General features: G+C 66.3%; 12 protein-coding genes and 1 riboswitch. Of the genes, 2 read left to right on the top strand and 10 right to left on the bottom strand.

All coding sequences use genetic code 11. From position 1 onward, the window contains the following. Positions 1–368 precede the first annotated feature (368 nt). On the bottom strand, positions 369–935 hold the full coding sequence (locus AC1DWU_RS13995; RefSeq protein ID WP_477150600.1) for a methyltransferase family protein: 567 nt from the start codon (positions 933–935) through the stop codon (positions 369–371). Between the two features lie 199 nt (positions 936–1,134). Here AC1DWU_RS13995 and AC1DWU_RS13990 point away from each other — a divergent pair, with 199 nt between their 5' ends. Continuing rightward, on the top strand, positions 1,135–1,998 hold the full coding sequence (locus AC1DWU_RS13990) for an alpha/beta fold hydrolase (protein ID WP_477150599.1): 864 nt from the start codon (positions 1,135–1,137) through the stop codon (positions 1,996–1,998). Positions 1,999–2,001: 3 nt separating this feature from the next. Here the strand turns inward: AC1DWU_RS13990 and gcvPB are convergent, their stop codons facing one another. The 7 genes from gcvPB to AC1DWU_RS13955 all read right to left on the bottom strand — a co-directional run bounded on the left by gcvPB (position 2,002) and on the right by AC1DWU_RS13955 (position 8,705). Next, entirely contained in the window at positions 2,002–3,537 is a 1,536-nt protein-coding gene (gene gcvPB, locus AC1DWU_RS13985; protein WP_477150598.1) for an aminomethyl-transferring glycine dehydrogenase subunit GcvPB, read from the bottom strand. Beyond that, positions 3,534–4,889 (bottom strand): aminomethyl-transferring glycine dehydrogenase subunit GcvPA, encoded by a 1,356-nt coding sequence (gene gcvPA, locus AC1DWU_RS13980; protein ID WP_477150597.1) that lies wholly within the window; start codon positions 4,887–4,889, stop codon positions 3,534–3,536. Before gcvPA ends, gcvPB begins: the two co-directional genes overlap by 4 nt. An 8-nt stretch (positions 4,890–4,897) precedes the next feature. Then, entirely contained in the window at positions 4,898–5,260 is a 363-nt protein-coding gene (gcvH, locus tag AC1DWU_RS13975) for a glycine cleavage system protein GcvH (protein WP_477150596.1), read from the bottom strand. Continuing rightward, entirely contained in the window at positions 5,257–6,426 is a 1,170-nt protein-coding gene (gene gcvT / locus AC1DWU_RS13970; protein WP_477150595.1) for a glycine cleavage system aminomethyltransferase GcvT, read from the bottom strand. Before gcvT ends, gcvH begins: the two co-directional genes overlap by 4 nt. 148 nt (positions 6,427–6,574) lie before the next feature. Beyond that, positions 6,575–6,663: riboswitch (glycine riboswitch) on the bottom strand. Between the two features lie 59 nt (positions 6,664–6,722). After that, entirely contained in the window at positions 6,723–7,310 is a 588-nt protein-coding gene (locus AC1DWU_RS13965; protein WP_477150594.1) for a hypothetical protein, read from the bottom strand. Positions 7,311–7,321: 11 nt separating this feature from the next. Next, positions 7,322–7,819 (bottom strand): redoxin family protein, encoded by a 498-nt coding sequence (locus tag AC1DWU_RS13960; RefSeq protein ID WP_477150593.1) that lies wholly within the window; start codon positions 7,817–7,819, stop codon positions 7,322–7,324. Positions 7,820–7,883: 64 nt separating this feature from the next. Next, the gene (locus AC1DWU_RS13955) at positions 7,884–8,705 is read right to left on the bottom strand and encodes a protein-disulfide reductase DsbD domain-containing protein (RefSeq protein ID WP_477150592.1); all 822 of its coding nucleotides are present in this window, start codon (positions 8,703–8,705) and stop codon (positions 7,884–7,886) included. Positions 8,706–8,832: 127 nt separating this feature from the next. Here AC1DWU_RS13955 and AC1DWU_RS13950 point away from each other — a divergent pair, with 127 nt between their 5' ends. Then, on the top strand, positions 8,833–9,411 hold the full coding sequence (locus AC1DWU_RS13950) for a YqgE/AlgH family protein (RefSeq protein WP_477150591.1): 579 nt from the start codon (positions 8,833–8,835) through the stop codon (positions 9,409–9,411). A 67-nt stretch (positions 9,412–9,478) separates the two neighbouring features. On the opposite strand, the gene AC1DWU_RS13945 is transcribed toward AC1DWU_RS13950, so the two are convergent. Both AC1DWU_RS13945 and AC1DWU_RS13940 read right to left on the bottom strand, forming a co-directional pair. Further along, positions 9,479–12,361: an EAL domain-containing protein gene (locus tag AC1DWU_RS13945; RefSeq protein ID WP_477150590.1), complete on the bottom strand. Its 2,883-nt coding sequence runs from the start codon at positions 12,359–12,361 to the stop codon at positions 9,479–9,481. 74 nt (positions 12,362–12,435) lie between these two features. Further along, complete coding sequence (locus AC1DWU_RS13940) at positions 12,436–13,035, bottom strand: GNAT family N-acetyltransferase (protein WP_477150589.1); 600 nt, start codon at positions 13,033–13,035, stop codon at positions 12,436–12,438. Positions 13,036–13,042: the final 7 nt, after the last annotated feature.

Below are 13,042 nucleotides of genomic sequence, written 5' to 3'. Positions count from 1 at the left end.
TCTCCCCCGCACCAACCACTCGTCATGATCTCGCTTCGGTGCAGCGGATGGGTGAGAGAATCGCATGGGTGAGGAGGTGGGGGGATAGAATCGTGCAAGATTCTCGCAACGCCTTGCCCGGCCTCGTGATTGTGGCTCCGCTCACCCCCTCCCATCCTCCCCCGTCAGAGGGGGAGGTGCCGCATCGAGTTTGGGGCACCATCGAGCTCCGCCCATCGGCCGTCATCCCGGCGAAAGCGGGAACCTTCGTTGGCGGAGGCTCGGCGGAAACAGAAATCCCCGCTTTCGCGGGGATGGCGCCGGCGGATGGGAGAGGTCGGGAAGGCGCGCCGCGGCATCGCGAGGCCGCCTGGGCGTGGTGACTCCGCTCACCTACTCTGCGGGTTGCCGCCAAGCCGCGGCCAGAAGAACCCGGTGCGCCGGCGATAGTCAGCATAGTCCGCCGCCATTTCGGTGCGTGAGAACTTCCGTTCCTCACCCAGGGCCGCGAGCACGTAGATCACCGTGATCACGACCAGCGGCACGACAGACCACGGCGACCAGGTCGCCACTGCCCAACCGATCCAGAAGATCAGATAGGACGTGTAGAACGGGTGCCGCAGGTAGCGGTAGGGGCCGCCGGTGACGAGGCCGTGCGGGTTCCGCACGTCAAAGGCCATCTTCAGCCGCGCCGCCCGCGAGGCCTTGATGGCGGACCAGAACATCCAGATGGCGAGGCCCTCGAGCATGAGGGCGACAAGGGTTGCCAGCAGCGGCTGGCTCTCGATCCACAGCAGGGCCACATAGATGGCAGCGGTGGCGAGCACCACCACCGAGATCACCACGGTGCCGGTGGGCATTTTGGGCGAGTTGAAATGCGCTTTCAGCGACCAGCTGTACTGGGCGATCACCGACAGGCTGACGGCACTGACGATCAGATCGAGGATCAGGTCCATTCGCATTCTCCCTGTGACGCCAGTCGATTTCAAAATCACGCTACGTAGTGTTTGGGAGCTAAACAAGTCGCAGTTGCATGGCGGCGCCAGCGATATCGGTAAAATACAAGCTTTCAGCTTCGTCGTTGCTTCACCGTGCCGGTTGACCGGCACGTAGTGAGTGTCTGGCAGAGTCCGGTCGTTCTCGAAGGACGCCCGCATGACCGTCTACCACAGCACAGTGCAGACCCGCTCTGCCTCGATCCGCCTCAGCGAAAGCGATGGCCGGGGCGGGCCGCTCGTGCTGCTGCACGGGTCGGGCGCTTCGCGAAAGGTGTTCGGCAAGCAGTTCGACAGCCCGCTGGCCGAGCGGCACCGCCTGATCGCGCTTGATTTGCCGGGACATGGGGCATCGAGCGATGCCGAGTCACCGGCCGACTACGGTGTCGACGCGCTCGCCAACACCGTGGCCGAAGTTCTCGCACACAAGGGGATCGACCACGCAGTGGTGTTCGGCTGGTCGCTTGGCGGCCATGTCGGCATCGAGTTGATGGCGCGACACCCGGGCGTCACCGGCCTGATGCTGGTCGGCGCACCGCCGGTCAGCCGCGGCCCCATTGCCATGCTGAAGGCGTTCCAGACCAATCTCGACCTGCTGCTCGCAGCCAAGGAGCATTTCAGCGAGCGCGAGGCGCAGCGCTTCTACGAGATGTGCTACCACGGCGCCGGCGACCCGACCTTCCTGCAGTCGATCCGGCGTGCCGATGGCCGCGTCAGGCCGGCGGTGTCGCGGAGCCTTCTCAGGGGCGACGTGGCCGACCAGAAGCAGGCGGTGGAAGAGGCCACGATCCCGATCGCCATCGTCAACGGCGCCAATGAGCCGGTCGCGCGGCTCAGCTACCTGGCGGGCCTGCGCTACCGCACGCTGTGGGGCAATGTCTGCCACATCATCCCCGAGGCGGGACACGCGCCGTTCTGGGACCAGCCCGCCGTCTTCAACGATCTGCTCGGCCGGTTCGCGGCCGATGTGGTGGCGAAGCCCGCCACCACGCCCAGAGAACTGCCGCTCGCCCGTTCGGCCTGAGCCTTATTCGGCCGCCTGCGGCAGCGGCTCGGCCCGTTCCCACTTCAGCACCGGCGAGCGCGCTGCACGCGTCTCGTCGAGACGGCGCCGCGGTGCGCTCATCGGGGCGCTGGTGAAGCGAGCGCTGTTGCCGGATTTCGCATCCGCCGCCAGTTCCAACATCACGTCGCAGAAGTGGTCGAGCGTCTGCTTGCTCTCGCTCTCGGTCGGCTCCACCAGCATCGCGCCATGCACCACCAGGGGGAAGTACATGGTCATCGGGTGGAAACCCTCGTCGATCATCGCTTTGGCGAAATCGAGCGTCGAGACGCCGGTGCCCTCGAGGAAGCTGTCGTCGAACAGCGCCTCGTGCATGCAGGGCTGGCCGGGGAACGGCACCGAGAAGGCGCGCTCGAGCCGCGCCTTGATGTAGTTGGCATTGAGCACGGCATCCTTGGCAGCCTGCGCCAGCCCGTCGCCACCATGGCTCAGCATGTAGGTCAGCGCGCGCACGTACATGCCCATCTGGCCGTTGAACGCGGTGATGCGGCCGAGGTGCTGGCCTTCAGCGTGCTCCACCAGTTCGCCTTTCCGGACGAATGGCACCGGCGCGAACGGCGCCAGCGCTGCCGACAGCACCACCGGGCCGGCGCCCGGCCCGCCACCGCCATGCGGGGTGGAGAAGGTCTTGTGCAGGTTGATGTGCATGGCGTCGATGCCGAGATCGCCCGGCCGCACCACGCCCATGATGGCGTTGAAGTTGGCACCATCGCAGTAGAAGAAGGCGCCAGCCTCGTGCACGGCGGCGGCGATCTCAATCACCTCCGGCTCGAACAGCCCGCAGGTATTAGGGTTGGTCAGCATGATCGCCGCGACGTCGGGGCTCAGCGCCGCCTTCACAGCCTCGACATCCACCGTGCCGTCATCGCGCGCCGGGATCGAGCGCACGCTGTAGCCGAGGAAGGCCGCCGTCGCCGGGTTGGTGCCGTGGGCGCTCTCGGGCACCAGCACGACCTTGCGGTGCCCCTGCCCTGCCGCTTCCTGCGCGGCACGGATCGCCATCATGCCGGCCATCTCGCCATGGGCGCCGGCCTTGGGGGTCAGGCATACGGCAGCGGTGTTGGTCAGCGTCAGCAGCCAATGCGCCAGCTCATCCATCAGTGCCAGCGCGCCCTGGACGGTCGAAACGGGCTGCAGCGGGTGGATGTCGGCGAAGCCTGGCAGTCGGGCCATCTTCTCGTTGAGGCGCGGGTTATGCTTCATGGTGCACGAGCCGAGCGGGTACATGCCGCTGTCGATCGAGTAGTTGAGCCGGCTGAGCCGCACATAGTGGCGCAGCGTCTCGGGCTCGGTGAGTCCTGCCAGATCGATCTCGGATTTCCGCTCGAAGCCGCCGAGGAACGCGCCGTCGATCTTCACGTCCGGCAGGTCGACGCCGGAGTGCTCGCGGTCGCCGATCTCGAACAGCAGCGGCTCGTTAGGGAGCAGCGACGAGCCTGAGACGGAGGTGAAATCGGAAGTGCCGACGCCGGTCGGGCGGCCCTGGTTGTTCATGCTCATTGGGCTTGCTCCGAGAGGGCGGCGTGGAGGCACTCGGCCAGCATCGCGATATCATCGTCGGTGGTCAGTTCGGTGGCCGCGAGGACGATGAGGTTGGCGCAATCCGGATTGTCCGGCTCCAGCCGGCTGACCGGGAGGCCAGCGAGGACGTCGGCCCTGGCTAGCAGTTCGACGATCGGCGCTGCGGGGACCGGGAGGCGGATGGTCATCTCGTTGAAGAAGCTCTTGTTGAGCAGTTCGACGCCCGGCACCGTGCCGAGCATGCGCGCCAGCTTCACCGCATTGTGGTGATTGAGGCGGGCCAGTTTCACCAGTCCGGCCTCGCCCAAGAGCGACATGTGGATCGAGAAAGCCAGCGCGCAGAGCCCCGAGTTGGTGCAGATGTTGCTCGTCGCCTTCTCGCGGCGGATGTGCTGCTCGCGGGTCGAGAGCGTCAGCACGAAGCCGCGATTGCCGTCAGCATCGACGGTCTCGCCGCAGAGCCGGCCAGGCATCTGCCGGATGAACTCCTTCTTCGTCGCCATCAGCCCGACATAGGGGCCGCCGAAGTTTAGGCTGTTGCCGATCGACTGGCCCTCGGCGACGACGATATCGGCACCCAGTGCACCCGGGGCCTCGATCAGGCCCAGCGACACCACCTCGGTCACCACGACGATCAGCAGCGCTCCAGCGGCATGCGCCGCGTCGGCGGCGGCGCGCAGATCGCGCAGGTGGCCGTAGAAGTCCGGCGTCTGCACGACGATCGCAGCCGTCTCGCTGTCGATACGGTTGAGGATGTCGCCCTGCCCCTCCGGCGAGGCCGGCAGGCAGATGAGATCTGGGCCATCGCCCAGATAGGTGCGGACCACGTCGCGATAGTGCGGGTGCAATCCGCCCGACAGCACGATGCGGTTGCGGCGGGTCAGCCGGCGCGCCATCAGCACCGCCTCGGCTGTAGCGGTCGAGCCGTCATACATCGAGGCGTTGGCGACCTCCATGCCGGTGAGATGCGCCACCTGGGTCTGGAACTCGAACAGCATCTGGAGCGTCCCCTGCGAGACCTCCGGCTGGTACGGCGTGTATGCCGTCAGCCATTCCGAACGCTGGATCAGGTGATCGACGCTCGCCGGCACGTGGTGCCGGTAGGCGCCGGCGCCGATGAAGAACGGGCCATCGCCAGCCGCGTGGTTGCGTCCGGCCAGCGCCTTCATGTGCGCCTCGACGAGGAACTCCGGCGAATGCGCCGGCAGGTTCACCGACTCGGTCAGCAGCGCTGAGCGCGGCACGCGGGCAAACAGGTCAGCGGCGGTCTTGGCGCCGATGACGGCGAGCATATCGGCCCGCTCGTGCTCGGAATGGGGGAGGTAGCGCATCGAAATCCTCAGGCAGTCAGCTTGGCGTAGGCGTCGGCATCCATCAGCCCGTCGAGCTCGGCCGCGTTGTCGAGCTGGAGCTTGAAGATCCAGCCGTCGGCTTCTGGCGACGAGTTGATGAGGCCGGGTTCGCCCGAGAGCGCCTCATTGACGGCGGTGACGGTGCCGGAGACTGGGGAGTAGATCTCGGACGCGGCTTTCACCGATTCCACCACCGCGGCCTCGTCGCCGGCCTTCAGCTTCTGGCCCACCTTGGGAAGCTCGACATAGACGATGTCGCCCAGCTGCTCCTGCGCGTAGGGCGTGATCCCCACGGTTCCGATGGAGCCCTCTTGGGTGATGTACTCGTGGTCCTTGGTGAACTTGGTCATTTGCTGGCCTTCCGGACATAGCGATGGGGAACGAATGGGGTGGCGACGGCTTCCGCCGCCTGGGTCTTGCCGCGCACCATCACCTGCAGTTTGGTGCCGGGGGCGGCGTGATCGGGCGGCACGAAGCCGATGGCGATGGCGCGGCTGAGGCTCGGGGCGAAGCCGCCCGAGGTGACAACGCCGATCTCGGCGCCGTACTGGTCGAGGATCGCCGCACCTTCGCGCGCCGGCGCGCCTTCCACCGTCAACCCGACACGGACGCGCTCCAGCACCCCGCCGAGTTCGGCGAGGATGCGCTGGGCGCCGGGGAAATCGGCGGCCTCGCGGCGGCGTTTCGAGATGGCGAAGTTTAGGCCGGCCTCGACAGGCGAAATGGTCTCATCGAGGTCGTGGCCATAGAGCGGCAGCCCGGCCTCGAGCCGCAGGCTGTCGCGGGCGCCGAGGCCGATCGGCTTCACCCTGTTATCGGCGAGCAGCGTATCCCAGAAGGCGGCGGCGTGCTCCGGATCGACGAGGATCTCGAAGCCGTCCTCGCCGGTATAGCCGGAGCGCGAGATCACCAGCTTGGTGTCGCGCCAGTCGAACGAGCCGTAGTGCATGAAGCCGAGTTCGGCAGCGGCCGGGACGATCGCGTCGATCACCGCCGCCGCCTCCGGCCCCTGCAACGCCAGCAGCGCCGCGTGGTCCGAGCGGTTGAGCGTCGCCCGCCCCAGCGCCGCCGTGGCGATGCGCTGGAAATCGGCTTCCTTGGTGCCGGCATTGACCACGATGTAGAGCGCCCCGCCCCAGCCCTCGGCTGCCGGTCGGGCGACCATCAGGTCGTCATAGGTGCCACCCGCCTCGTTGAGCAGCAGCGTGTAGCGGATCTGCCCGGGTTTCAGCCCCTTGATGTCGCCGCAGATCAGCGGCTCCACCACTTCGGCCACCGCGGCATGGTCGGCTTCGCCGTCGCCCGACTTGTGATCGAGCACGAGGAAGCTCGGGCCCATATGCGAGACATCGAACAGCCCCGCATGCTCGCGGGTCCATTTGTGCTCGGCGATGATGCCGGCGGGGTATTGCACCGGCAGCGAATAGCCGGAGAACGGCACCATTCGCCCGCCAAGCGCAACGTGCTTATCGTTGAGGACTACGGTCTTGAGGTCGTCTGCCGGTTGTTCGGCCATTGGGACACCAGGGGTTGACTGCACAGCAACGCGTGAGCAACCGCCCCCGCGTTCGTGCCCCCTCTGTCCGCTAACCTGAGAGATTTCCTCACCGCCTATGGGCGAGTTGCTCCTTCGGTGGGGTGTGGTCACCCGCTTTCCAGAGTTCAGTCTGACTACGGTCCGGTTGCCTGAGAGTTTCCGGGGCGGTTGCTCCTTCGGCGCCGGCGCGAAGCCGGACTCTCCCGCAGTCGAGGTATGCTAAGCCGGGTTTACGGGGCGGAGTCAATCCGCCCCTCGCCGGCTATACAGTCACGTCAGCTGTCGAAGCCGACCCAGATCACGATCTGCTCGCCGCCTGTGTAGGGAATGGCGACGTTCTCGACCACCTTCACGAATTCTTCAGACTGGTTCGGCGGCGTGATGGTGACGGGGATTTCGTAGCGCTCGGAGAACAGCGGAACTTCGTCGCGTTCCACCGCGAAACGCACCGGCACGTTGACGTTGGTCTGGTTGCCGGCAGGCCCGAGCAACAGGCGGCCGACGATACCCATCTTCACGGTGATCAGCCCGTTGGATACCACGCAGTTGCGCGACTGCTTCTCGATCACCGCCTGGTAGTTCAGCGCGCGCGCGTCACCCACCTTGCCCTTGCCGTAATAGAACAGCGCTTCGCCGCCCAGCCGCACCTTGATCGGCGGGCATTCGGTGGCGATGGCAGGCAGCGCATTGGTGCTGGCGGTTGCCAGTTCCTGCTGCGTGGGGTTGGCGGTCTGCATGGGAGACGGACCGCTCGCGGCGGGCGCGAACATATTGCCCATCGAGCAGGCCGAGAGCGCAAGCGCCACTGCGCCAATCGAAACCAGCCGTGCGCCCTGCGTCGCTGCCACTTCAACAAACCCCATGCGACTGCTCCTTACGCACTTACTCGCGACGCTTCGAGGGCCAGCAGCACGGCCGGCGCGCCGCTGACGGTCACTCCTGCCACATCCTGCACGAAGAGGTCCTTAACGACGCCGTTCTCGATGATCATGGCGAAACGCGCGAAGCGCTTGCCCAGATCGTTGGATGTCTTGTCCAGCCCAAGCGCATCGGCCAACTGGGCGTGGGCATCGGCGATGAAATCGACCTTCCCCAGGGCCTCGGAACGCTGTCCCCAGGCCTTAGTCACATGGTGGTCGTTGACCGTGCCGCAGACGACGCGGTCGACGCCGAGCGCCTTGAATTTCGCGGTGTTGGCGACAAAGCCAGGCAGGTGCGAGGTGTCGCAGGTCGGGGTGAAGGCGCCCGGCACGCCGAAGAACACGATCTTGCCGGTGCCGAGCACGGCGTCGGCGGTGGTATCGACAGTGTCGCCGCTGGTCACGAGCTTGACGGGAACGGACGGAATCCTGTCGCCGGGCTGGATCGTCATCTCTGTGCTAGCTCCCCATGACCAAAACTCGAACACCCGGAACCCGGGCGCGAGGGACCTTAGATCAGTCGTCCGCTGCCGTCGACCCGGCGGACGAAATCCGCCGCTCGACCGAGAACGGACCCATTTCGGTCATGAATGTGAGCCGGACGGGCATGCCCTCCACGTCGCGGCTACTTTCTCCCCCGAGCAGTGGCAGGAGGACTAGTTTTCCATCCGGGCTTTTTTGCGGCGCACCAAAGAGTTGCCCACCTTCTCCGGCATCGGCGATGAGCGATTGCGGGTCGACCTCGTGGTCGCTGACCTGCACCGCCAGCGCGCCGCTCGCGGTGTCCAGCCCCACCCAGGCGATCGGGTCGCGCGGGTCTTCCCAGGGCATCGGTGTAAGCGCTAGCGCCTGCGCGATGCGCAGCCCCTGCACCCGGTCGGGGGTAGCAAAGGACAACGGCAGGTCGAAGCTTGCCGTCACCGGCACGCAGATGTCGGAGCAGACGCCCATCACCACCTGCAATTTGAGGTTGGTGGCCGCACCATCGAGCTTCAGGTCCACCGGCAGCACCGTCGGGCCGCGATAGACGAAATCAACATAGCCGGTCTTGGTCTCGCGCAACGGGAACGGCCACAGCACTTCGTGGCTGAGCACGCCGGTGGAGCCGCTGAAATCGAAGGTGGTCGGAATGCCGGTTTCACCGGGCACCCGCCAATAGGTGTTGGTGGCCATCGGCATGTCAATCTCGAGCGCCACCGTGGTGGTGCCGTCGGACTTCAGCACATCGGACGAGATCAGCCGGACCCTCGCATCGGGGGCAACATCCTGCCACGGCGTTTCGGCCGCCGTGGCGGGGAGGCTGAGGGCGGCGATAAGCAGAACTGCCGGGGTGCGCATGGGTTTCCGGATAGCCGAGCGCACCCTAAATAGAAAGGCGGATCAGGTCTTCGTGAAGCTAGGCAGAGTGCCCGGGCCGGGTCTAGATTAGAGGCATCCGGCCAAGCCGGTGCCAGGAGATGTCGTCATGGAGTCGCTCAGGGGCCAGTTTCTCGTCGCCATGCCGGACATGGGCGATGACCGTTTCCGCGATACCGTCGTCTATCTGGTCGGGCACGGCGAAGAAGGAGCCATGGGGCTGGTGATCAACCAGAGCCTCGAGGACATGAAGTTCGCCGATATCCTCGAAGAGCTGCAGCTCGGCGAGAAAGACGAACTCATCCAGCTGCCCGACGAAGTGCGCAACCGCAAGGTGCTGCGCGGCGGCCCGGTGCAGAAGAGCCGCGGTTTCGTGCTGCACTCGTCCGACTATTTCCGCGTCGGCAACTCCTACGAAGTCACCGACGACATCTGCCTCACGGCGACGCTCGACATCCTCAAGGCCATGGCCTTCAAGAACTCGCCGAGCGAGGCGCTGTTCGCGCTCGGCTATTGCGGCTGGAGCCCGGGGCAGCTCGAGACCGAAATACAGGGCAATGGCTGGCTGACGGTGCCATTCTCACGCGAACTGCTGTTCGGGCTGCCGATCGAGAACCGTTACGACGCAGCGCTGGCGAGCTTGGGGATCACGCGGGCGACGCTGAGCGCGACGGCGGGGCATGGTTGAACGGGGTCCCGGCTTTCGCCGGGGTGACGGCCGGTGATGGTGGAGAGACCGCGGGTAGCGCCGCGCCCTACTTGCCGCTGAACTGGCTCTGCAGGCGCTTGCCGAGTTCCGCGCCGCTCATGGCGGCGCCGAAGGCGTAGCCCTGGGCGTACTGGCAGTTGAGCTGCTGCAGCCGCTCGATTTCCTCGATGGTCTCGACACCCTCAGCGATGACGCTGAGGTCGAGTTCCGTCGCCAGCGTAATGATGGCGCGGATGATCGGCACCTGGGTGTGGCTCATGCCGCTGTCGTCGCCCAGTTGCACGAAGGCAGCGGGGATCTTGATGGTGTCGAATGGGAAGCGGTGCAGGTAGCTGAGCGATGAGTGTCCTGTGCCGAAATCGTCGAGCGCGAGGCGGAGGCCGAGGGCGCGCAGCGCGTTCAGCACATAGGCCGAGTGCTCGGGGTTGCTCATCACCTGGCTCTCGGTGATCTCCAGCTTCAGGTGGCGGGCGATCTGGCGGTGGTCGGAGACCAGCGCGCGCATGTCGTTGAGCAGCGATTCCGTCGCAAGCTGCGCCGGCGACAGGTTCACCGAGACGAAGAAATCCTCGGGCAGCGGCAGCGATGCCGCCCATTCGCGGGCCTGCCCGGCGGCCTGCTCGAAGGCGACGCGGCCGAGGCGCTCGATCAGCCCGGTGCGCTCGGCCAGCGGCACGAACTCCTCGGGCGGAACCACGCCACGCTGCGGATGATTCCAGCGCATCAGCGCCTCACATCCAGCGATCGTGCCAGAATGGATGTCCATGATCGGCTGGAACTGCACCGCCAGCTCGCCATGACGGAGGCCGCGGTCGAGGTCCTCCTCACCGGCCTTTGAATAGGCGGCGATGGAGCGGGCGGAGGCGCGGAAGGCTTCGATGCGGTCGCCGCCCAGGCGCTTGGCGTAGTACATGGCGAGCTCGGCATCGCGCAGCACGTCGGGCGCGGCGACCGGGTTGCCGTCATAGATCGTAACGCCGATGGAGGCGGTAAGGCTGAGGTCGCGCTCGCCGAAGTTGAAGGGCGACTTCAGGGCCTTGCGGATCTGCTCGGCGGTCTCGGCGATCTTGCCGGCGGCCTGCTCGGACGCGAGGATCACGCCGAACTGGTCGCCGCCGAGGCGCGCGACCGTATCGAGCGGGCGCATGACGCGGGCGACGCGGCGGGAGATCGCCAACAGCACGGAGTCGGCGGCGGAGTGCCCTACCCGCTCCTCGAGCTCGGTGAAGCGATCGATATCAATGAGAAACACCGCGGGCTTGGTGCCGTTGGGCAGGCGGGCACGGACCAGGGCGCGCTCCAGCCGGTCGAGGAACAAGTGCTTGTTGGGCAGGCCCGTCAGGCTGTCATGCACGGCGTCGTGCAGCAGGCGCTCGCGGCTGGCGCGGTCCTCGTTGACGTCCTGCAGGGTGCCGACGATGCGGTTGACCTGGCCGTCGCCGCCGAGCACCGGCTTCACCCGCATGCGCATGGTGCGGAAACTGCCGTCGTGGGCAGTGAGGCGCACGTCGGCCGAGACCTTGCCGCGGCGCAGTTCCACCAGCGTGTCGAAGGCGGTGCGGAAGCGGTCGCGATCCTCGGGATGGACACGGTCGAGCCAGCGCTTGATCGAGCCGCGCAGTGCGCCGCGCCGTTCGCCGAGGCGGGTGCCGAGTTCATCGGAGACCGAGACGCGGTCGCGCTCGATGTTCCAGTCGAAGACGAAGTCGCCCGAACCGGTCAGCGCCAGCGCGCGTCGTTCCACTTCGGAGAGCGTGCCGATCGACACCTGCCCCTCGGAGAAGGCGTGCTGCACCGAGGTGAAGCCGAGCAGCATGACGATGAGCACGAGGCCGCCCGCCACTGCCGGCTGCGCCACGTCGTTCGACACCTGACCGGTGACCACCAGCCAGGCGTAGAACAGCCAGGCGATGTAGATGACCCAGGTCGGCACCAGCAGCACCGCCCGGTCGTAGCCGCGCAGCGCGAGCAAAAGGATCAGGAAGAAGCCGGTGACGCCGAGCAGCGCCAGCACGAGCCGCGCCACGGTCGCGGCGATCGAGGGCTGGAAGAAGGCGAAACCGAAGAGCGCGAGGAACACCACCACAAGCGCCAGCGCCAGGTGGATGAAGCGCAGGTGCCAGCGGTGGAGGTTCAAATAGATGAACAGGAAGCCGAACAGCGTCGTGGCGATGCCTGCCTCCGCCGCCGCCCGGAACGGTTGCATGGCCCCGTTGGAGATGCCCAGCAAAGGTCCGAGCACGCCGAAATCGACCAGCAGGTAGATCAGCACGGCCCATGAGAACGCCGCCGTCGCCGGGAAGATCCCGCGCCCCTTCACCACGAACATGATGGTGAGGAACACCGCCGCCAGCGCCGCAACACCCAGTACCACGCCGCGGAACAGTGTGAACGAGTTGACGTAGTCGCGATAAGCGTCGGGTTTCCACAAGTAGAGTTCCGGCAGCGAGCCGTTCGACAGCTCTGCGACGAAGGTCACGGTGGCGCCCGGGTCGAGCACCACCTCGAAGACGTCCGCTTCGCGGTCGGTGAGGCGGGTCGGCCTGAGGCCGGCGCTCGGGGTCAGCACCTTGATGCGCTCGGCACCGAGATCGGGGCGGAACACGCCCGAGCCGGGCAGGCGGAAGAATGGCGCCACCAGCAGGCGCTCGAGCTGCACGTCGGAATCGTTGCGCAGCGCGAACAGCGCCCAGTTCGGGTTGCTGCCGCCTACGGAAGCCAGCACTTCGATGCGGCGGATGATCCCGTCTTCACCGGCGGCGGTGGAGAGCTGCACCTTGCCTGCGTCGCCGGGAACGATATCGACCACGCCGGTGAGGTTCACGGCGTTGACGTTCTCGGGGGCGGTGATGACGTCGAAAGCGGAGGCAGGAAGGTTCCCGGCCAAAGCCAACGCAATGCACATCGCGAGGAAGAGGATGTGACGCATTAGATGAAAAATGGCCCTGCCGCCGTCATGGTTGGGGAACTTAGGTAGCGGGGTTTCCCCCTTGGGACAAGCATTCACCGGCTGGAGTGCCTAACGGCCGCGTCGTAGCGCTCTCGGGTAAGGCCGAATAGCACATGATCGGCCCATCTGCCGTCGATCTGGAGGTAGTTCTCGGCGTAGCCCTCTTCCGTGAATCCGTTTTTTTCAAGGACGCGACGGCTGGCCTGATTGTCGGGCAGGAAAGCCGCGTGGATGCGGTGAAGTCCAAGTGTTTCAAAGCAGAACGGCACGACGAGACCCACTGCCTCGGTCATGTAGCCCTTGCCGGCGAACTTGTGGCCCATCCAGTAGCCGAGGTTGACGAACTGCGCGGCACGCCGCCGCACGTTGGAGAGGGTGATGCCGCCGACCAGTTCGCCCTCGCGGGTGAAAATGAAGAAGGCGTAGTCGGTGCCGGCCTTGGCCTCGTCGCGGCCGCGCTTCAGCCGCGACGCATAGACGCGCTGGCCGAGGTCCGAGTCGGTCCAGCGGGGTTCGTAGGGCCTGAGGAAATCGCGGCTGGCACGGCGCAGGTCCCGCCAGGCGATGTAGTCACTCGTACGCGGCGCGCGCAGGATCACCCGCTGACCCGTCAGCACCGGGGTATCGTCGCGAGCAAACCAGGTGAGCATCATGACGCCG

It is taken from the genome of Devosia sp. P2_G7 (assembly GCF_056403495.1).
This window is presented reverse-complemented; position numbering and strand designations above follow the sequence as displayed.

What these genes read in the sequence shown, in the direction of transcription:
- AC1DWU_RS13945 (WP_477150590.1), bottom strand. Translation starts at nt 12,361, where the DNA reads ATGCGTCACATCCTCTTCCTCGCGATGTGCATTGCGTTGGCTTTGGCC.
- gcvPB (WP_477150598.1), bottom strand. Translation starts at nt 3,537, where the DNA reads ATGAGCATGAACAACCAGGGCCGCCCGACCGGCGTCGGCACTTCCGAT.
- AC1DWU_RS13965 (WP_477150594.1), bottom strand. Translation starts at nt 7,310, where the DNA reads ATGGGGTTTGTTGAAGTGGCAGCGACGCAGGGCGCACGGCTGGTTTCG.
- AC1DWU_RS13995 (WP_477150600.1), bottom strand. Translation starts at nt 935, where the DNA reads ATGGACCTGATCCTCGATCTGATCGTCAGTGCCGTCAGCCTGTCGGTG.
- AC1DWU_RS13955 (WP_477150592.1), bottom strand. Translation starts at nt 8,705, where the DNA reads ATGCGCACCCCGGCAGTTCTGCTTATCGCCGCCCTCAGCCTCCCCGCC.
- AC1DWU_RS13940 (WP_477150589.1), bottom strand. Translation starts at nt 13,035, where the DNA reads ATGATGCTCACCTGGTTTGCTCGCGACGATACCCCGGTGCTGACGGGT.
- AC1DWU_RS13990 (WP_477150599.1), top strand. Translation starts at nt 1,135, where the DNA reads ATGACCGTCTACCACAGCACAGTGCAGACCCGCTCTGCCTCGATCCGC.
- gcvH (WP_477150596.1), bottom strand. Translation starts at nt 5,260, where the DNA reads ATGACCAAGTTCACCAAGGACCACGAGTACATCACCCAAGAGGGCTCC.
- AC1DWU_RS13950 (WP_477150591.1), top strand. Translation starts at nt 8,833, where the DNA reads ATGGAGTCGCTCAGGGGCCAGTTTCTCGTCGCCATGCCGGACATGGGC.
- gcvT (WP_477150595.1), bottom strand. Translation starts at nt 6,426, where the DNA reads ATGGCCGAACAACCGGCAGACGACCTCAAGACCGTAGTCCTCAACGAT.
- gcvPA (WP_477150597.1), bottom strand. Translation starts at nt 4,889, where the DNA reads ATGCGCTACCTCCCCCATTCCGAGCACGAGCGGGCCGATATGCTCGCC.
- AC1DWU_RS13960 (WP_477150593.1), bottom strand. Translation starts at nt 7,819, where the DNA reads ATGACGATCCAGCCCGGCGACAGGATTCCGTCCGTTCCCGTCAAGCTC.